Here is an 18,884-nt window from a genome sequence, read left to right as displayed (position 1 = left end):
GTGGGGGTCAGTGGTCCGCTGCGGCGCGGTCCGGCGTCGCGGCGGCGTGCATGGTCTCGGTCAGCCGGTGCAGCGTCGCGATGAGCTCCGTCGCGGCGTGTTCGTCGGCCAGTCCCATCCCCGCGGCGATCGTCGACGGGATGTGGGCGAGCTCGCCGCGGATCGTGCGGCCGCGGTCACCGAGTGTGACCGTGACGACGCGTTCGTCGGCACTGCGGCGCTCGCGGCGGACGAGGTCGCCCTGCTCCATGCGACGGAGCAGTGGCGAGAGCGTGCCGGAGTCGAGCTGCAGGTGGTCGCCGAGGCCCGAGACCGTCTGGTCGCCCTCGATCCACAGCGTCACGAGGACGAGGTACTGCGGGTACGTGAGGCCCCATGGTTCGAGCAGGGACCGGTACGCCTGCGTGGTGGCACGGCTCGCTGCGTAGAGGGAGAAGCACACCATCTCGTCGGTCACGGGCATGCCACAAGGATTGCACGCAATTCAGTTGTGCACAACCTTGTCGCGGACACCTGTCTTCGATCTGGCCGGGTCGCGCGCCGGTCGACCTCCCAGCATCACCGCTGTCCCGACCGCCGCGAGGACGACGGCGACGCCGACGACCTGCCCGGACGAGAGCGTCTCCCCGGCGACGAGGGTCCCGATCGCGAGCGCGACGACCGGGCTGAGGAGCCCGAGGAACGCCGGCACCCGGGTCGGCAGGGACGCGACGCCACGGAACCAGACGAGGTACGCGAACGCCGTCCCCACGATCGCCAGCCAGGCGTATGCCCCGACGGCACCGAGTGTCACCTCCGAGGTCGGGAGCGGCTCCACCACGGCGGTCAGTGCGGCCAGCAGGAGTCCGCCGGCGAGCAGCTGCCATGAGGTCGTCACGATCGGAGGCTCGGTCGAGGCCCAGCGCTTCGTGAGCACGACGCCGACTGCCATCGACCCCGCGCCGAGCAGGGCGGCGGCGACTCCGGCCGGGTCGAGTGCCGCCTCGGCGCGGAGCGCGACCAGGGCGACGCCGACGAGCCCACCGGTGCCGGCGGCGATCGTCACCGGTGTCAGACGCTCGCCGAGGAACCGGGATGCGAGCAGGGCGACGAGCAGGGGTTGCACGCCGCCGATCACCGCCGCGACGCCTCCGGGCAGTCGATCTGCGGCCATGAAGAGGAACGCGAAGAACGCACCGATGTTCAGGGTACCGAGCACGAGCGACCGCCACCACCACGAGCCGCGCGGCAGGCGCCGGCCGATCGCCAGCAGGACCAGGCCCGCGGGCAGGGCTCGCAGGGTGGCGGTGAGGAGGGGGTGCCCTGGCGGGAGGAACGTCGTCGAGACCGAGTACGTGGTGCCCCAGAGCGCCGGAGCGAGCGCCGTCACGGCGATGAGCGGAAGTCGATTGCTAAGCACTGAGTAAATGTAGCTCAGTGCTGAGCGATTAGGATCGCGACGTGGACCACGTCGATCGAGTACTCGCGCAGTGGCGTACGGAACGTCCGGACCTCGACCCGAGTCCGATGGCCGTCATCGGGCGCCTGAGTCGGGCGGCGACCGCGGTCGAGGGGGTCCTCGCCGCGACCTTCGCCCGGCACGGGATCGACGCGTCGACCTTCGACGTGCTCGCCTCCCTCGCCCGGCAGGGTGCCCCGTACCGGCTGACGCCCGTCGAGCTCGCGACGCAGGCGATGGTGACCTCCAGCGCCGTGGCGCAGCGGCTGAACCGCCTGGAGTCGCTCGGGTACGTGCGGCGGACTGCGAACCCCTCGGACGGCCGGGGCAAGATCGTCGAGCTCACCGCCCGGGGCAAGGAGCTGCTCGACCGGGTGCTGCCGGACCACCTCGCGACCGAGCGGCGTCTGCTCGAGCGCTTCACGCCGGACGAGCGCGAGGCGCTCGCGGGCCTGCTCGAGCGCCTGGCCGTCTGATCCGGACGGCTCGCCGCGCAGGCGGTGCCGCGGACCGCGGACCGGGAGGCGCGGTGCGAGGCCGACCCGCGCCGTGCGTCCGTCAGTCGGTCACGTCGGTGCGCTGACGGGTCGGCTCGGCCGCACCGTCCTCGACGTCCCCGGGGCGGCTGCGCAGCCGCAGCGTCGCCGCGAGGCCGAGCACGAGGAAGCCCGCGGCGGACCAGGCCGCGGCGCGCGTGCCGTCGCTGAACGCCTCAGCCGCCGCGGCTCCGGCGGTCGGACTCTGCTCGGTGAGTGCCGCGATCGACCCGCCGGAGGACGCCACCACGGCATCGGCGATCTGCGAGGCCGCGGCCGCGGGGGTGCCGGCGTCCTCGAGGCGGTGCTGGAGCAGGGTCCCGGTCGAGGTGAACAGGACCGTGCCGAGCACCGCGATGCCGAGCGCCGAGCCGATCTGGCGCGCGGTGCTCTGGGCGCCCGAGGCCTCGCCGCTCCGCTCGACCGGGACGTCGCGCAGCACGACGCCGGTCAGCTGCGCGGTCGCCAGCCCGACGCCGAACCCGTAGACGAACAGGCACGGCACGATCGCCCACCACGGCGTCGACGAGGTCACGACGAAGCCGATGGCCGCGACGCCCACGATCTCGGCGGCGATGCCGATGCGCACGATCCTGAGCGCGCCGATCCGCTGGCCGGCCGTCGCGGCGAACCCGCTCGCGACGAACGACCCGATCGCGAGGGCGAGCAGCACGAACCCGGTCTGCAGGGCGGAGTACCCGAGCACGTTCTGCAGCCAGATGGGCAGGGAGAGGATGATGCCGAACTCGCCGAGCGACACGATGAGCGCCGCGATCGACCCGTTCCGGAACGACCCGATCGTGAAGAGGTCGAGCGCGATGAGCGTGGAGCGGCCCGCGCGCTGCCGCCGCCGGGTCCAGAGCACGAAGGCCACGCCCGCGACGACGCAGACGAGGAACGCGTACGGGATCGGCGACAGCGGTCCGGGCCAGGTCCAGTCGCCGACGGTCAACCGGGTGGCGTTCGTCCACCAGCCGTACGTCCGTCCCTCGATGAGGCCGAACACGAGCGTGGCGCTCGTCACGACGCTGAGCACCGCGCCGACGACGTCGATCCGGCCGGCGTGCACGGTGTCGCGGGACTCGCGCACGGTCAGGTACGCGCCGATGACGATCGCGACGCCGAGCGGGATGTTGATGCCGAACGCCCACCGCCACGAGAAGTCCGTCGTCAGCCAGCCGCCGAGCAGCGGGCCCACGGCGACCATGCCGCCGATCGTCGAGCCCCAGACCGCGAAGGCGATCCCGCGCTCGCGCCCGGTGAAGGTCGCGTTGACGAGGGACAGGGTCGTCGGCAGGACCATCGCGCCGCCGACGCCCTGCGCGATGCGGGCGAGGACGAGCAGGTCGCCCGTCGGGGCCAGTGCGGCGAGGACCGACGCGAGCGCGAAGACGGAGACGCCGACGACCAGCAGGCGCCGTCGGCCGAACCGGTCGGCGAGGGAGCCGAACACGAGCAGGAGCGCCGCGAAGACCAAGGTGTAGCTCTCCTGCACCCACTGCACCGCCGTCGACCCGATGTCGAGGTCGCGGACGATGCTCGGGATCGCGACGTTCACGATCGTCGAGTCGACGATGATGAGCGAGACGGCGATGCTGATGATGACGAGTCCGGCCCAGCGTCGACGGTCGGGGGTGTGGTGGGTGCTCACGTGGCGGCTCCTCGGGTAGTCAGCATGCTGACGATCACCGTACGCCCCGAACGAGGACCTCGTGCAGCGCGCGCACGGGCGGGGTACGGACACCGTCGAGCGCGCCCGTGGCCGGGACGGTTAGGCTGACGTGACCCACGATGACCACCAACGACCTCGACAACTCAGCGACCACTGGAGCCGGCCCCACCCGCCGCACCGGTAGGGCGTCGTCCCACGGCAAGACGATCCTGATCGGGGAGCACGCCGTGGTCTACGGCGCACCCGCGCTCGTGCTGCCGGTCCTCGACGCCGTGGTCGTCGCGACGGTGACGCCGACCGACGACGCCGAGGGGCACCACCTCGAGTCCGCCGTGCACACCGGACCGCTCGACCTCGCCCCGGCCGCCGTGATGCCCACCGTGACCGCCGTCACCGCGACGCTCCGCCACTTCGGCGCGACGGACCGCCGGTTCCACGTGCGTGTCGACAGCGCGGTCCCCACCGCCCGGGGCATGGGCTCGAGCGCGGCGGTGGCCGCAGCGGTGACCGCGGCCGTCGCGGACGCCCTCGGCGAGCCCCTCGACGCCGAGGCGCACCACGACCTCATCCAGGAGTGCGAGCGCGTCGCCCACGGTCGACCGTCCGGCCTCGACGCCCGCGGGGTCGTCGCGGACGCGCCCGTCTGGTTCGAGGGCGGCCGCATCGGACCGGTCGAGCTCGGCGCGCGCTTCGCCTTCGTCGTCGCCGACACCGGCGTGCCCGGTCACACGCGCGAGGCGGTCGCGGCCGTCCGTGCCCGCCACGACGCCGACCCGGACGCCACCGACGCCGTCGTGGACCGCATCGGCGCGCTCGCCCGACGCGCGCGGGCGGCACTCGTGGACGGCGACGCACAGGCGCTCGGTGCCACGATGGACGCCGCGCAGGGGCTGCTCGGCGACCTCGACGTGTCGAGCGACGACCTCGACCGGCTCGTCGACGCCGCACGTGCGGCCGACGCCCTCGGCGCGAAGCTCACGGGCGGTGGCCGCGGCGGGTGCGTGATCGCCCTCGCCACGGACGACGACCACGCGGACCGCATCGCGGCCGCACTGCGCGGCGCAGGTGCCGCAGCCACCTGGACCACCACGATCGGAGACCGCGCCTGATGACCGCCACCGCCGTCGCGCACCCCAACATCGCCCTCGTCAAGTACTGGGGCAAGGCGGACGCCGCCCTCGCCCTGCCGGCCACGGGCAGCGTCTCGATGGGGCTCGACGTGTTCCCGACGACGACGTCGGTCACCGTCGGGGACACCGCGGACGACACCTTGACCCTCAACGGTGCCCTCACGACCGACGGGGCGCTCGTCCGGGTCACGCAGTTCCTCGACCTCGTGCGCGGGCTCGCCGGGTCCTCCGCGCGCGCGTCCGTCGTCTCCGAGAACACCGTCCCGACCGGTGCGGGCCTCGCCTCGAGCGCCTCGGGGTTCGCCGCGCTCGCCACCGCCGCCGCCGCGGCCTACGGGCTCGACCTGTCGCCGCGCGACCTGTCCCGGCTCGCCCGTCGCGGCTCCGGCTCGGCCACCCGGTCGATCCCCGGCGGGGTCGCGGTGTGGCACGCCGGCGACGACCAGGGCTCCTACGCCGAACCGATCCCCGCGCCGCCGATGGCCATGGTCGTCGTGACGATCGACGCCGGCCCGAAGCCGATCGGCTCCCGCGAGGCCATGCGACGCACCATCGCGACGTCGCCGTTCTACCCGGCCTGGGTCACCTCCACCACCGAGACCGTCGGTGACGTGCTCACCGCCTGCGCCGCGGGGGACTTCACCCGTATCGGCGAGCTGACCGAGAGCAACGCGCTCCGCATGCACGCCACGATCGAGGGCGCCTTCCCGCCCATCCGGTACCTGAACGCCCGCAGCGTCGCCGTGTTCGACGCCGTGGGCGAACTGCGCGCCGCCGGACTCGAGGCGTACGCCACCGCCGACGCCGGCCCGAACGTCGTCGTGCTCTGCAAGCCGGAGGACCGCTCGGCCGTCGCCACGGCGCTGGCGTCGTTCGGCGACGTCATCGAGTCCGGTACCGGACCAGGCGCGTACCTGGTCGGCTCCGAAGGAACGGGGACCGAGGACCCGGCGGCACACGCACCGGGTGTGGTCCGACCAGAGGAGTCCGCCGAGTGATCGAGTTCCGTGCCCACGGCAAGCTGTTCGTCGCGGGGGAGTACGCCGTCGTCGAGCCGGGGCAGCCGTCCGTCATCATCGCCCTCGACCGCGCCATCACCGCGCGGGTGAGCGAGGGGCACGGTGCCGGCAGCGTGCACTCCGAGGAGTACGGACACCTCCCGCTCACGTGGACCCGCGCCGAGGACGGCATCGCGCTCGACACCGAGCACCACCCCTACGACTACGTGATGGCGACGATCGACCTCGTCGAGAAGCTCCGAGCCGAGCAGGGCATCGCACCGCGCTTCCACGACCTCCGCATCCACAGCCAGCTCGACGACGCGAGCGGTCGGAAGTTCGGGCTCGGGTCCTCCGCTGCCGTGACCGTCGCCACGGTCGGCGCCCTCGACCGCTTCTACGGGCTCGGGCTCTCGCAGCGGAAGCGGTTCCAGGTCGCCCTGCTCGCCACGATCCGGGTCAACCCGCGGGCGTCGGGCGGCGACCTCGCGGCGAGCACGTTCGGCGGCTGGCTCCGCTACAGCGCGCCCGACCGCGAGCGGCTCGCGGCCCAGCTCGACACCCGCTCCGTGACCGAGATCCTCGGTGACCAGGACGCGTGGGAGGGCTTCGACGTCCAGCGCCTGCCCGCCCCCGAGAACCTCGAGCTGCTCGTCGGCTGGACCGGTTCACCGGCGTCGACCACGAAGCTCGTCGGCGTCGTGCGTCGGCACCGGAACGGCGGCTACCAGGCCTTCCTCGACGAGAGCCGCGCCTGCGTCGACGACCTCACCGCGGGTTTGCAGACCGGCGACGCCGAGCGGGCCCTCGGTGCGCTCCGTCGCGCTCGCGGCCTGCTCCAGCGCCTCGGCACGTCGGTCGGCTCGCAGATCGAGACCGAGCGACTCGCGACCCTGTGCGACGTCGTCGAAGCGGCGGGCGGGGCGGCCAAGCCGTCCGGTGCCGGCGGCGGCGACTGCGGCATCGCGCTCGTCCCGGCGGACACCGACCTCGCCGGCATCCACCGCGCCTGGGAGGCGCACGACATCAGACACCTCAGCGTCGCGGTGCAAGCGCCCGAAGGGAGCGTCGATGACTGACCTGCTGACCCCGATCCCCACGAAGTGGGTGGGGCCGATCCGCATCAGCGGCAACGCGGTGGAGGGCGAGCACGAGGTGCCGCTCGCCACGTACGAGTCACCGCTCTGGCCGTCCGTCGGCCGCGGTGCCCGCATCTCGCGCATGGTCGAGGGCGGCATCGTCGCGACCGTCGTCGACGAGCGCATGACGCGCTCGGTCGTCGTCCGCGCCGACAGCGCCGCCGCCGCGCACCTGGCCACCGGGCGCATCCTCGCGCGGCAGGACGAGCTCGAGCAGATCGTCGCCGGGCAGAGCCGCTTCGCGAAGCTCATCGAGGTGCACCCGGAGATCGTCGGGGACCTGCTGTTCCTGCGCTTCGCGTTCACCACGGGCGACGCCTCCGGGCACAACATGGTCACGCAGGCGGCGGACAAGCTCCTGCCGGCGATCCTCGCGTGGGAGCCGGGCCTGCGGTACGTCAGCGTCTCGGGCAACTTCTGCACCGACAAGAAGGCCACGGCGGTGAACGGGATCCGCGGACGCGGCCGGAACACCGTCGCCGAGATCGTCATCCCGGGCGAGGTCGTCGAGAAGCGCCTGCGGTCGAGCGCCGCCCGGATCGCCGAGCTGAACGTCGCGAAGAACCTGGTCGGCTCCACCATCGCCGGGGCCATCCGCTCCGCGAACGCCCACTACGCGAACATGCTCCTCGGGTTCTACCTCGCCACCGGACAGGACGCCGCGAACATCGTCGAGGGCTCCCAGGGCATCACGAGCGCCGAGGACCGCGACGGCGACCTGTACTTCGCGACCTCGCTCCCGCACCTCATCGTCGGCACGGTCGGCAACGGCAAGGGCGGTGACCTGCCCGTCGTCGAGGACGCCCTCGTGCGTCTCGGCTGCCGCGAGGACCGCGAGCCCGGCGCGAACGCCCGCCGTCTCGCTGCCCTGTGTGCCGCGACCGTCCTGTGCGGGGAGCTCTCGCTGCTCGCCGCGCAGACCAACCCGGGCGAGCTGATGGCCGCCCACGTCGCCATGGAACGCCGTGGCGCCAAGCCTGCCGGAGGTGCAGCATGACCCGCATCGGCATCCACGACCTCGCCGTCGCGACCGGTCACCACGTCCTCGAGCTCGACGACCTCGCCGAGCGCCTCGGCGTCGACCCGGCGAAGTACCACGTCGGCATCGGGCAGGACGCGTTCAGCGTGCCCGCGCCGGACGAGGACATCGTCACGATGGGCGCCGCCGCGGCGAAGGAGATCATCGACCGGCACGGTGCCGAGGGCATCCGCACGGTGCTGTTCGCGACCGAGTCCGGCGTCGACCAGTCCAAGGCCGCCGGGGTGTTCGTGCACGGACTGCTCGGGCTGCCGCAGAACGTCCGCGTCGTCGAGCTGAAGCAGGCCTGCTACGGCGGGACCGCGGCCGTCCAGCTCGCCCTCGGCATCGTCGCGCGGGCTCCGCGGGAGCGCGTGCTGGTCATCGCCGCCGACGTCGCCCGGTACGACGTCGACACGGCCGCCGAGCCGACGCAGGGTGCCGGCGCGGCCGCGATGCTGATCGCCGCCGACCCCGACCTCATCGAGATCGAGCCGGCCGCCGGGGTCTTCACCGCCGACGTCGACGACTTCTGGCGGCCGAACGACCGCTCCACCGCACTCGTGGACGGCCGCCTGTCCGTGAGCGCCTACGTCGACGCGTTCGTCGGGGCGTGGGACGACCTCGCGGCGCAGGGCGGCCCGGCGTACGAGGACATCGTGCGCTTCGTCCACCACCAGCCGTTCACGAAGATGGCCCTCAAGGCGCACCGGAAGCTCACCCAGCACGTCGGGGTGCCCTTCGACGAGTCCGAGCTCGCCCTCGGCTTCACGTACAACAAGCAGACCGGCAACACCTACACGGCGTCGCTCTGGATCGGGCTCGCGGCCCTGCTCGACCTCGACGACGACCTCGCGGGGGAGCGCATCGGGCTGTTCAGCTACGGATCCGGCAGCGTCGGCGAGCTCGTCACCGGCATCGTCCAGCCGGCGTACCGCGAGCACCGCCGCGAGGGGCGGGTCCGCGAGCTGCTCGCCGCCCGGGTGCCGCTCTCGGTCGACGCCTACCGCGAGCTGCACGCCGCGGGTGCCGCGACGAGCGAGGACGTCGAGCGTCCGCAGGTCACGGCTGCGCCGTACCGCTTCGCCGGGGTGCGCGGCGGCGCCCGCCGCTACGAGGCGACGCAGCGCTGACGCGACCGCCTGACGGACGGGAGGCGCGGTGCCCGCTGGCACCGTCCCTCCCGTCCCGCACGACTCACGCCGCTGCGGACAGGACCTCGCGTTCCAGACGCTGGTAGCTCGTCTCCATGCCGTCCGTCATGCCGGTCGCGAGGATCATGTCCCGCTGCTCGCGGTCGGGGTAGGTGATGCGGAGCGTCATGAACGTGACGCCGTCGGCCTCGTCGAACTGCAGGTCGTTGACGTTGGCCGGGAACGGCGCACCGGTCATCCGTTCGGTCGTGACCATGCGGCGTTCCGGCTCGATGACGAGGTGCTCGCCCTCGAACCCGAACGCCTCGCCCTCGGTGTCCCCGACGGGTGCCCAGGCCTGCCGGAACGATCCGCCGACGACCAGGTCGTCCTCGCACACCGTCATCTCCCACCCGTCCGGGCCGAGCAGCCAGCGCCGCATCAGCTCCGGCTCCGTGTACGCACGCCAGAGCAGGTGCCGCGGCGCCCGGAACGCGCGGGTGATGGCCACGTGGGTGTCGTCCACGATCTCGGTGACCGTGCCCCGGCCGAGGGCGTACTCGCGGAGGTCGGCCAGCACCGTGTCGAGCTGCCCGAACGCCTGCTCGTAGCCGTCGAGCATGCCCATCTCGAGCATGGCGTCGAGGTCGGCGGCGGACGCGAACGACGTCAGCACCGTCACCCGTGACCCGCTGCCGACGGCCTCGAACGACAGCACGGTCTCGCTCGCGGGCAGCGCGTCGTCGACCGTGCCCTCGGCGTCGGAGAACAGGTCGCGGAAGGCGATCCGGCGGGGTTCGTCGACCTCGGACACCTGCCAGAGTGCGTGGAACCGTTCGTTCTCGGGCGAGGTCATCCGGTAGTGGGCGACGCCGCCGGGGCGCAGGTCGAACGAGGTGAACGTTGCGGGGAACCCGGGCGGGCCCCAGAAGCGTTCGAGCTGCCGGGGATCCGCGAACGCTGCCCAGAGGCGTTCGACGGGGACGGGGAACTCGGCCACGAGGGTCACGGTGAGCTCCTCGGGGTCGGTGTGGACGGACGTGGTCGGCATCATTGGCTCCCTTGCGTTCGGTCATCGTCGCTGCGCGGTGCGCGGTGGGCTCCCAGCGGCGCGCGGTCTTCTCCCAGCGGCGTGCGGTCTTCTCCCAGCAGTGCGTCGAGCCGCTCGATCCGGCCGCGCCAGAGGTCCGCGTAGCCGTCGAGCAGCCCACGGACGCGATCGATCTGTCCCGGCTCGGCGCGCACGATGCGGGTGCGGCCCCGGGGTTCCTTGGTCACGAGTCCTGCTCCTTCGAGGACGGCGACGTGCTTCTGGACGGCGGCGAACGACATCGCGTAGGCGTCCGCGAGTGCGCTCACGGACGCCTCGCCGACCAGGGTGCGACGGACGATGTCGCGTCTGGTCGCGTCGGCCAGGGCGTGGAAGACCCGGTCGATCTCGGCATCGCTCAGTTCGGTACGTGCAACCATCCGGTTGTACGTTACGACGGTCCTGCCCGCCGCACAACCCCCGCGGTGTACAAGGACGCATGGGTCAGCTCATCTACGACGGAGAGCCGCTCGACCTCCGGATCGACGACCGAGCGCTCACACACCTGCAGATCGTCATCGTGAACATGCTCCGGCGGGAGCACCGGTTCGCGTTCTCGTGGAAGGACGACGCCGTCCACGGCAACGGGCGCAGCACCATCTGGATGCACCCGAACGTGAGTCTGCACTTCAAGTTCTCCGGCAGCCGGGTGCCCCGGATCAACCGCAGCTGGCTCGAGGACCTCTACGCTGCCGCCACCTCGGGCGCAGGGCTCGTGCTCACCCCGGAGCCGTCGGACACGAGCACCGCGGACGACTCGGCGTGGTCCCGTGCGGTGGTGCCGGGCGATGCCGACGACGACTCCGGTACCGAGGATGGGCATTAGCACACGGCCTGTGGACGGTCAACGGGTCGCGCACGTCCGTGCAGACTGACTACGGTGGGCGTACCGCGCGAGCGATCGACTCCGGCCCAGGGATCCGATGACGGCAGCACGCGCGGGAAGAGGGGGAACCACGCGTCGTGTGAGGAGTCCCGGATCAGGGGTCTCCCGGCCCACAGCGCCCCCTCTCCGTCGCCCTGGTCGTGGATTCGGGTTCCGCACCGGGGCGACGGACGGGGCGCCCGGTCGTGTGCCGGGCGCCGCCCTCGCCGCTCAGTAGACGTCGCGGACGTACCGCTTGCCGCGGCGCATGTCGGCGAGGTACGCCTGCGCGTCGTCCTCGCCCTTGCCCCGTTGGCTCCCGATGACGGCCAGGAGCGCCTGCTCGACGTCCTTCGCCATGCGTGAGGCGTCGCCGCACACGTAGAAGTGGCCGCCGTCCTCGAGCCAGGCGTACAGCTCCGGGGCGTGCTCGAGCATCCGGGTCTGCACGTAGACCTTCTCGGCCTGGTCGCGCGAGAACGCCAGGTCGAGTCGGTCCAGCACGCCCTGCTGCTGCAGCTCGGTGAGCTCGTCCTCGTAGACGAAGTCGGTGTCGCGGTGCTGGTCCCCGAAGAAGAGCCAGTTCCGCCCGGTCGCCCCGGAGACGGCGCGCTCGTGCAGGAACCCGCGGAACGGCGCGATGCCGGTGCCCGGTCCGACCATGATCATCGGTGCGCTGTCGTCCGCCGGCACGCCGAACGACGCGTTCGGCTGCAGGTAGACGTCGACCGAGCCGTCCGGGTCGACCCGGTCCGCCAGGAAGGTCGAGGCGACGCCGGCGTACATGCGGTGCGGGTCGCCGTAGCGGACGGACGCGATCGTCAGGTGGATCCGGTCCGGGTGCGCGAGCGGGCTCGACGAGATCGAGTACTGCCGTGCCTGCAGCGGCCGGAGGTTCGGCAGCAGTTCGTCGAGTCCCGGTGCCGCCGGTCCCGCGTCGCGGAGCAGGTCGAGGACGTCGCGGCCCCACAGCCAGCGGTCCAGCTCGTGCTTGTCGCCGTGGGAGACGACGGCGGCGAGCTCCGACGACGGGGCGCGCTGCACGAGGTCCGCGATGAGGTCCTTCGAGGGCGTCCGGATCTCGCGGTCCGTCCGGAGGACCTCGGTGATCGCGCGGCCGTCGAGCGTCTCGGAGCCGTTCGCGCCGACCTGCTCGAGCAGCTCGCCGACGAACACCTCGTCGTTCGTCGGCACGACGGCGAGTGCGTCGCCCGCCGCGTACTCGATCCCGGAGTCGCCGAGGTCGAACTCGTAGTGGCGGATCTCCTTCGCGCTGCGCGGCGAGGAGAGCAGCCGGTTCTCGACCAGGGCGGACGGGTACGGGTTGCGCTTGTTCCACCGGGAACCGGGCCGGGAGGCACGGCTCGCGCCCGCCCCGCCGGTCGCGGTCGCCGACGTGGCCGGGTCGCCGGCGGGGCCGGACGCGCTCGGCTGCGCGCCGGCCTCTGCCGCGAGACGGTCGAGCACCGCGGCGGTCCACAGCGCGGCGGGGTCCTCGAAGTCCACGTCGCAGTCGACGCGGTCGTGGATGCGGGTCGCGCCGAGCTGTTCGAAGCGGGTGTCGAGGAGCTTGCCGGCCTGGCAGAACTCGTCGTAGCTCGTGTCGCCGAGCCCGAGGACGGCGTACTGCAGCCCCTCGAGCCGGGGCACGGTGGTCGCCTGGATCGCGTCCCAGAACAGTCCGGCGTTGTCGGGCATCTCGCCCTCGCCGTACGTCGAGGTCACGACGAGCACGTGCGACATCCCGGCCAGCTGCTCCGGCGTGACGGCGTCGAGCGGCATGGTGCGGCCACCGAGGCCACGCGCCTTCGCGCCGGCGACCAGCTCGTCCGCGAGGAACTCCGCGTTGCCGGTCTGCGTGCCGAACAGCACGTCGACCGTCGTCGTCGGGGCACCACCGGCGGCCCGCTTGCCCGCGGCAGCGATCCCGGCGATGAACCCCGCGAGCCAGGACTCCTGCGCCGCGGAGAACGGGGCGTCGACCGGGATCAGCTGCCCGGTGGGAGGGAGGGTGCTCATGCCGACACCACCTCGGTCGGGGCCTGCGGTGCACGGCCGGCGATGTCCTCGAGCGCCGCGTTCGCGAGCAGCTCGTCGAAGCGCGCCGCCCGGACGCGTCCGGCGTTCTTGGCGTTCTGGTGCATGATCCACCCCGTGGTGCCCGGCATGTCCGTGCTGCGGTTGTTCCGCTGCGCGAGCGCACGCTTCGAGTCGTCGAGTCGCTTGACGGCGATGAGGGTCGCGAGCTCGTCGTCCGCGAACCGGTCGAACGTGCTGCGGAGGTACTTCACGACGCGCTGCTTGACCTGGAAGTCCTCGGTCAGGACGAGGTTCTTCACGGCCTCGGTCACGCGCGGGTCGTTCGGGCCGGCGCCCGGGACCCGCTCCTGCGCCACGTCCTGCGCGACCCCGAGCACGGTGTACGAGGACAGCAGCGAGAACATGTCGTCGCCCTGGTCGCCGAGCGCGGGGGCACGCCCGTCGAGCACGGTGCGCCGGTCGCGGTAGTCGACCTTGAACGCACGGAGCTTGTCGGTCGCCACCGAGTTCGCGAGCTCGTCGAGCAGCTCGGGGCGGGTCGCGGCGGCGAGGATCTCGTCGGCGTCCTGGGTGAGCAGGAGCGCCCGCGGCATGCCGACGAACACGTGCTGGCGTGTGGTCTCCCACTCGGCGAGCAGACGCTCGGCCAGCGCCGAGCCCGTCGCCTCGAGGTGCCACTCGAGCAGCAGGCGCGCCGCTGCCTCGTGGAACGCCCCGCGCTCGGTGTCGGTGACCGGGAACACCAGGAGCGAATCGGTGCTCGCACGCTCGGTGACCTCGCCGGACGGGTCGTACTGGTACAGGAACCCGCCGGACATGCCGTTGCCGAGCCCCTTGCCGAAGGCGCCGAGGTTGAACACGGCACCGCCCGTCATGTACTCGCAGCCGAAGTCGCCGACGCCCTCGACGACCGCGGTCGCCCCGGAGTTGCGCACGGCGAACCGGTCGCCGGCCTCGCCCTCGACGAACGTGCGGCCGCCGGTCGCGCCGAACAGCGCGAAGTTGCCGACGAGGACGTTGCCGCCCTGCCCGGTGCTCCCGCCGCCGGGGGCGCGGACGATGATCCGCCCGCCGCTCTGGCTCTTGCCGACACCGTCGTTCGCGGTGCCGGTGTGCTCGAGGACGATGCCGTCGTTGTTGAACACGCCGTAGGACTGCCCGGCCGAGCCGAGCGTGCGGATCGTGACCGCGCCGTCGACGAGCCGGCGGCGGCCGCGGTCGTCCGTGGTGATCGCCGGGTGCCCGGACAGGTCGGTGTCGCGGAGCTCGTGGTTGAGCAGGCGCTCCACGTCGATGCCGAGCTGACCGCCGACGGACTTGTCGCTGTTGCCGAGCAGGACGCCGTGCACGAGCACGTGCGCCTGCTCGTGGTCGACCAGGGCCGTGCGGACCCGCTCGAGCAGCGCGTCGTCGGTGTGGAAGTCCTTCTCGAGGTACTCCGGGTCGGTCACGACCTTCTCCGGGACCTGCGCGAGCAGGTTCCGGACGTCGAGGCGTCCGACCGACGCCGGGTGGTCGAGGAGCTGCAGCAGGTCGGTGCGGCCCCGGGCCTCGCGCAGGGAGCGCAGACCGAGGCGGGCGAGGATCTGCCGCACGTCGTGCGCGATGTTCAGCAGGTACTGCGCGAGCGCGCGGGGGTCGCCCTCGAACGCCTCGGCGTTCGTGGTGAGGCCCGCCGGGCACTTCACGTTGCAGTTCTTCGCCATCACGCAGCCGAGCATCATGAGCGCGGTGGTGCCGAACTCGAAGCTGTCGCCGCCGAGGAGCGCGCTCGTGACGACGTCGCTGCCGGTCTGGTGCGCGCCGGAGCAGCGGAGCGTGACCTTCTGGCGCAGGCCGTTCGCGACGAGGGCCTGGTGGACCTCGGCGACGCCGATCTCCGCCGAGCGGCCGGCGTACTTCAAGCTCGTGACGGCCGCGGCGCCCGTGCCACCGGTGTTCCCGGCGACGTTGATGACGTCGGCACCGGCCTTGGCCACACCGACCGCGATGGTGCCGATGCCCTCGGAGGACACGAGCTTCACGATCACCCGGACGCGGGCGGCCTTGCAGTCGTGGATGAGCTGCGCGAGGTCCTCGATCGAGTACGTGTCGTGGTGCGGGGGCGGCGAGATGAGCTCGACGCCGGGCGTGCCACCACGGGCCGCGGCGATGTCCACCGTGACCTTCGGCGCGGGCAGCTGGCCGCCCTCGCCCGGCTTCGCGCCCTGGCCGATCTTGATCTCGAGCTCCTCGAGCATCGGGTCGGCGAGGTAGCCCGCCCAGATGCCGAAGCGTCCGGAGGCGAACTGCTTGATCCGCGAGCCGCGGATCGTGCCGTAGCGGGAGTGGTGCTCGCCGCCCTCGCCGCTGTTCGACATGCCCCCGACCATGTTCGTGCCGTGCGCGACCGCCTCGTGCGCGGTCGCGACGAGCGCGCCGTGGCTCATCGCGCCGGACGCCAGGGTCCGGGTGATCTCGTGCGCCGGCTGGACCTCGTCGAGCGGGACGCTCGCCGGGGCGTGCTCGAACAGGGCGAGCAGCTCGACGGCGGAGCCGGTGGCGCGGAGCGTCACCTGGGCGTCGTCGACGGAGTCGACGTCGACCTGGCCGGGGTGCAGCAGCGCGAGGCCGTCCGCGAGGGCGGCGTGGCGCAGTGCACCCGTGGTCCCCGTCGACGTGAGCTCGAGGCGGAAGCGCGCCGTGCCTCCAGGCAGGTCCTGGTCGTCCGACGGACGCGAGCCGGAGAGCCCGCGCACCGTGACGCTGGCGTTGCCGCTGGTCGAGAAGCGGCCGAGCTCGCGGGCGAAGTCCTCGGCCGTGTCGATGCCGGTCACGTCCGCGGGCAGGGCGAGCACGTCGCGGAGCGCCGCGGGACGGCGCGAGCGCTCGTCGTGCGTGGTCTGCAGGAACGTGACGTAGCCCGGCGTGATCCGGTGCGCGTCGATCTCGGCGTCGCTCAGCCGGTCGTAGCCGGTGTTGCGGTACGCCGTGTCGGTGATGCCGAAGGCGTCGTCGAGCTGCCCGAGGGTGAGCAGCCGCAGGGCCTCGGAGTCGCCGGAGCGCTCGAACGACGGACGCTCCTCGGTCATGCCACCGAAGCCGCGCACGCTCGCGACGCCGAACGAGTGCCCGGCACCGTCCGAGCGCTCCTTGAAGAGCCCGAGCATCGGCACCTGGCCCTCGGAGGCGACCGTGCGGGCGCGCTCGTGCCAGTCCGTGGCGGCCTGGGCGATGCGGGCGAAGCCGACACCGCCGACGGGGGCCTGCATGTGCGGGAAGACCCGGGCGAGCAGGTCGTCGCGGGTGTCCAGGTAGTTCGGCTCGAAGAACTCGCCGCCGATGTAGCTCTCGGCCGTGCAGAGCCCGACGCGGCCCATCGTCTTCGCGAGGGCCTTCTCCGCCGCCTTCCGGAAGCGCTTGAGCGCGAGGTCGGTCGCGGTCAGCTCACCGGCGGGTGCGGGGGCGGCGGGGTACTTCTCCTCCGCACGGAGGCGTGCGCTGAGGCTGTACACGGCCGCGGCACCGAAGCCGAGGGCCGTCGCCACGTGGTGCGACGACGGGAGCTGACCGGACTCGGCGACCACGGACACCCGCAGCCGCAGCCCGGTCTCGATGAGTCGCTGGTTGACGGCGGCCACGGCGAGGATCACCGGCAGGGCCGCGTGCGTCGAGGACACGTTGCGGTCCGTGAGGACGGCGATCCCGCCGGTCCGCTCGGCGAACGCGGTCACGGCCTCGGCGAGCTGCTCGGTCGCGGAACGGACCGCGTCGGCGTTCGCCTGCTCGTCGCCGAGCACCGGCACGTAGAGCATCTCGAAGCGCTCGAGCGGGACGATGTCCTGCTCGCGCAGGCGCACCATGTCGAGGTGCCCGAGGATCGGGGACTGCACCACCAGCTGTCGGCTGGTCGTGCCCGTGCCGTCCGGCTTCGCCCCGAGTGCCACGCGCATCGACATGCCGTCGGCCTCGCGGATCGAGTCGAGCGGCGGGTTCGTGACCTGGGCGAAGCGCTGCGAGAAGTACTTCGCCATGCCGCCCTCGGTGTCGCTGAGCGCGTTGATGGCGTTGCCGTAGCCCATCGCCGAGATCCGCTCCGAGCCGTTCTGCAGCATCGGGTCGAGCATGAACCGGAAGCTCTCCTGGTTCAGCGAGTACGCCACGTAGCGGCCCGCGAGCGACAGGTCGCCCTCGTAGCCGAGGGTGGTCGTCGTGCGCTGGTACTCCGGCGCCGGGACGTCGTCGAGGTTGACGCGCGCGGCGTCGAGCAGGGCGCCGTAGGGCTTCCGGGCCGCGAGCATCTCGAGCACCTCGCGGGTGCGCATGAGCGTGCCGGTGCGGTGGTCGACGACGAGCATGCCGCCGGCCTCGATGCGCCCGCGGTGCACGACCTCGTCCGCGGCGAACTCCACCTGGCCGGCCTCGGAGGACACCATCAGGTACTCGGCCGTCTGCACCGAGCGCAGCGGGCGGAGGCCGAGCCGGTCGAGCCGGGCACCGACGACGTCGCCGTCGCTGAAGATCACCGCTGCCGGGCCGTCGTTCTTCTCCTCGTAGAGCGAGAAGTACTCCAGCATGTCCCGGACCTCGGGTGTGAGGGTCCGGTCGTTCTCCCACGCCGGGGGCATGAGCGTCACGACGGCCTCGACGATCTCGAGGCCGTCGTCGAACACGCGGCTCTGCAGGGTCTGGTCGAGGCGGCTCGAGTCGGACTGTCCCGGCGGCCGCACGATGCTCCGGGTGCGGGCACGGGCGAGGGCTTCGTCCGACAGCCGGTTCTTGCGGTCGGTGTTGAGCTCGCCGTTGTGCGCCATCAGGCGGAACGGCTGCGCCATCGTCGGGTGCGGCTCGGTGTTCGTCGAGAAGCGCGTGTGGAAGTAGAGCGTCCGCACCGAGTGGCGCGGGTCCCGCAGGTCGGTGAAGTACCCGATGACCTCGCCGGAGTTCAGCCGGCCCTTGAGGATCTGCGTCCGGGCGCTGAGCGACAGCGGGTACAGGGCGGCGTGCTCGGCGCGGGCGGCGGCGGCCTGGCCGTACGACACCGCCTCGATCGCGAGCAGGGCGCGGTTGGCGGCGGCGTCGACCTCGTCGCGCGTCCAGGCCTCGGGGGCACGGAAGACCCACTGCACGATCGGCAGCTGGTACTGCTCGGCCTCGGGACGGGCGACGGAGTGGTCGACCGGGACGTCGCGGACGAGGAGCAGCTCGAAGCCCTGCTGCTCGATGGCGTCCGTGACGGTCTGCTGGGCTGCTGCGCGCTCGTCGTCGGCGTGGGCTCCGTTGCTGCTCGGCACGAAGCAGTTGGCGACGCCGAAGTGGCCGGCGCGGAGCTCCACACCGGTGATCGCGCTGAAGAACTCCACCGACAGGTCGATGCTCACGCCCGCGCCGTCGCCGACGCCCTCGGCGGACTTGCCGCCGCGGTGGGGGATGGCGCACAGCGCTTCGTCGCCCTTGCGGATGACGTCGTGGCTCGGCGTCCCGTCGAGTCGGGTGATGAAACCGACGCCGCAGTCGCTCGATTCGCGGGCAGGGTCGTAGAGACCGAAGGAGGAGGGGTTCACGTGTGCAGGTCCAGTGGGGCGTTGCCGGCAGCGGACGGCCAGGCTGCATCAGTGGAGCGCTCGCCGCGGGCAGACCGGTGGTGGCAGTCGGGCCCTGTGGGGTTGTGGTGCGGTGAGGCGATGCTACGGCGCGGTATACCGCCCGCGCAACACGGCGCAGCCAGGAGGCGCGGGGCGGCTCCGCGCGCGGGCGGCGGGTGGCGGGTGGCGCGGGCGGCGCACGGTGCGGCTTCGTTCGGCGGGTGCGGCGCTGCCCACTCGGTGCGGGGTTGTAGCGGGGCA

14 protein-coding genes are annotated in these 18,884 nt (G+C 72.5%); 7 read left to right on the top strand and 7 right to left on the bottom strand.

Features of this window, described 5'->3' with window-relative positions:
* Positions 1 to 7: 7 nt before the first annotated feature.
* A complete protein-coding gene (locus ACNQOV_RS02015; protein ID WP_022905449.1) occupies positions 8 to 463 on the bottom strand; it encodes a MarR family winged helix-turn-helix transcriptional regulator in 456 nt (151 codons plus the stop codon).
* A gap of 21 nt (positions 464 to 484) precedes the next feature.
* Entirely contained in the window at positions 485 to 1,399 is a 915-nt protein-coding gene (locus ACNQOV_RS02010; RefSeq protein ID WP_416393153.1) for an EamA family transporter, read from the bottom strand.
* Between the two features lie 41 nt (positions 1,400 to 1,440).
* Between ACNQOV_RS02010 and ACNQOV_RS02005 the strand changes: the two genes are divergently transcribed.
* Positions 1,441 to 1,914, top strand: a complete 474-nt coding sequence (locus ACNQOV_RS02005; RefSeq protein ID WP_402267778.1) for a MarR family winged helix-turn-helix transcriptional regulator — start codon at positions 1,441 to 1,443, stop codon at positions 1,912 to 1,914.
* An 82-nt stretch (positions 1,915 to 1,996) separates the two neighbouring features.
* Here ACNQOV_RS02005 and ACNQOV_RS02000 read toward each other — a convergent pair whose 3' ends face one another.
* A complete protein-coding gene (locus ACNQOV_RS02000) occupies positions 1,997 to 3,625 on the bottom strand; it encodes a DHA2 family efflux MFS transporter permease subunit (RefSeq protein WP_416393151.1) in 1,629 nt (542 codons plus the stop codon).
* A 140-nt stretch (positions 3,626 to 3,765) separates the two neighbouring features.
* Between ACNQOV_RS02000 and mvk the strand changes: the two genes are divergently transcribed.
* Genes mvk through ACNQOV_RS01975 form a run of 5 tightly spaced genes read left to right on the top strand, consistent with a single transcriptional unit; the run spans position 3,766 to position 9,064 of the window.
* Positions 3,766 to 4,755 carry a mevalonate kinase gene (gene mvk, locus ACNQOV_RS01995; protein ID WP_416393149.1) on the top strand — a complete coding sequence of 330 codons (990 nt, stop codon included), beginning with the start codon at positions 3,766 to 3,768 and terminating at the stop codon, positions 4,753 to 4,755.
* Entirely contained in the window at positions 4,755 to 5,774 is a 1,020-nt protein-coding gene (gene mvaD / locus ACNQOV_RS01990; protein WP_416393148.1) for a diphosphomevalonate decarboxylase, read from the top strand. Before mvk ends, mvaD begins: the two co-directional genes overlap by 1 nt.
* A complete protein-coding gene (locus ACNQOV_RS01985; RefSeq protein ID WP_402267767.1) occupies positions 5,771 to 6,853 on the top strand; it encodes a phosphomevalonate kinase in 1,083 nt (360 codons plus the stop codon). The genes mvaD and ACNQOV_RS01985 overlap by 4 nt, the downstream gene beginning before the upstream one ends.
* Positions 6,846 to 7,910: a hydroxymethylglutaryl-CoA reductase gene (locus ACNQOV_RS01980; RefSeq protein ID WP_070418055.1), complete on the top strand. Its 1,065-nt coding sequence runs from the start codon at positions 6,846 to 6,848 to the stop codon at positions 7,908 to 7,910. The genes ACNQOV_RS01985 and ACNQOV_RS01980 overlap by 8 nt, the downstream gene beginning before the upstream one ends.
* Complete coding sequence (locus ACNQOV_RS01975; protein ID WP_416393146.1) at positions 7,907 to 9,064, top strand: hydroxymethylglutaryl-CoA synthase; 1,158 nt, start codon at positions 7,907 to 7,909, stop codon at positions 9,062 to 9,064. Before ACNQOV_RS01980 ends, ACNQOV_RS01975 begins: the two co-directional genes overlap by 4 nt.
* Before the next feature lie 64 nt (positions 9,065 to 9,128).
* Here ACNQOV_RS01975 and ACNQOV_RS01970 read toward each other — a convergent pair whose 3' ends face one another.
* Complete coding sequence (locus tag ACNQOV_RS01970) at positions 9,129 to 10,115, bottom strand: SRPBCC family protein (protein WP_416393145.1); 987 nt, start codon at positions 10,113 to 10,115, stop codon at positions 9,129 to 9,131.
* Positions 10,115 to 10,534: an ArsR/SmtB family transcription factor gene (locus ACNQOV_RS01965; protein ID WP_416393144.1), complete on the bottom strand. Its 420-nt coding sequence runs from the start codon at positions 10,532 to 10,534 to the stop codon at positions 10,115 to 10,117. Before ACNQOV_RS01965 ends, ACNQOV_RS01970 begins: the two co-directional genes overlap by 1 nt.
* A 59-nt stretch (positions 10,535 to 10,593) precedes the next feature.
* On the opposite strand from ACNQOV_RS01965, the gene ACNQOV_RS01960 reads away from it, so the two are divergent.
* A complete protein-coding gene (locus ACNQOV_RS01960; RefSeq protein WP_416393143.1) occupies positions 10,594 to 10,980 on the top strand; it encodes an ATP-dependent DNA ligase in 387 nt (128 codons plus the stop codon).
* A gap of 270 nt (positions 10,981 to 11,250) precedes the next feature.
* Here the strand turns inward: ACNQOV_RS01960 and ACNQOV_RS01955 are convergent, their stop codons facing one another.
* Complete coding sequence (locus ACNQOV_RS01955) at positions 11,251 to 13,038, bottom strand: sulfite reductase subunit alpha (RefSeq protein WP_416393142.1); 1,788 nt, start codon at positions 13,036 to 13,038, stop codon at positions 11,251 to 11,253.
* Positions 13,035 to 18,602 (bottom strand): glutamate synthase-related protein, encoded by a 5,568-nt coding sequence (locus ACNQOV_RS01950; protein ID WP_416393141.1) that lies wholly within the window; start codon positions 18,600 to 18,602, stop codon positions 13,035 to 13,037. The genes ACNQOV_RS01955 and ACNQOV_RS01950 overlap by 4 nt, the downstream gene beginning before the upstream one ends.
* Positions 18,603 to 18,884 lie beyond the last annotated feature (282 nt).

The organism is Curtobacterium sp. LFS084, assembly GCF_047977705.1.
Classification (GTDB): domain Bacteria; phylum Actinomycetota; class Actinomycetes; order Actinomycetales; family Microbacteriaceae; genus Curtobacterium.
The sequence above is the reverse complement of the archived record's forward strand: the minus strand, read 5'-3'. Positions and strand labels throughout refer to the sequence as shown.

What these genes read in the sequence shown, in the direction of transcription:
- ACNQOV_RS02015 (WP_022905449.1), bottom strand. Translation starts at nt 463, where the DNA reads ATGCCCGTGACCGACGAGATGGTGTGCTTCTCCCTCTACGCAGCGAGC.
- mvk (WP_416393149.1), top strand. Translation starts at nt 3,766, where the DNA reads ATGACCACCAACGACCTCGACAACTCAGCGACCACTGGAGCCGGCCCC.
- mvaD (WP_416393148.1), top strand. Translation starts at nt 4,755, where the DNA reads ATGACCGCCACCGCCGTCGCGCACCCCAACATCGCCCTCGTCAAGTAC.
- ACNQOV_RS01980 (WP_070418055.1), top strand. Translation starts at nt 6,846, where the DNA reads ATGACTGACCTGCTGACCCCGATCCCCACGAAGTGGGTGGGGCCGATC.
- ACNQOV_RS01975 (WP_416393146.1), top strand. Translation starts at nt 7,907, where the DNA reads ATGACCCGCATCGGCATCCACGACCTCGCCGTCGCGACCGGTCACCAC.
- ACNQOV_RS01970 (WP_416393145.1), bottom strand. Translation starts at nt 10,115, where the DNA reads ATGCCGACCACGTCCGTCCACACCGACCCCGAGGAGCTCACCGTGACC.
- ACNQOV_RS01965 (WP_416393144.1), bottom strand. Translation starts at nt 10,534, where the DNA reads ATGGTTGCACGTACCGAACTGAGCGATGCCGAGATCGACCGGGTCTTC.
- ACNQOV_RS01960 (WP_416393143.1), top strand. Translation starts at nt 10,594, where the DNA reads ATGGGTCAGCTCATCTACGACGGAGAGCCGCTCGACCTCCGGATCGAC.
- ACNQOV_RS01955 (WP_416393142.1), bottom strand. Translation starts at nt 13,038, where the DNA reads ATGAGCACCCTCCCTCCCACCGGGCAGCTGATCCCGGTCGACGCCCCG.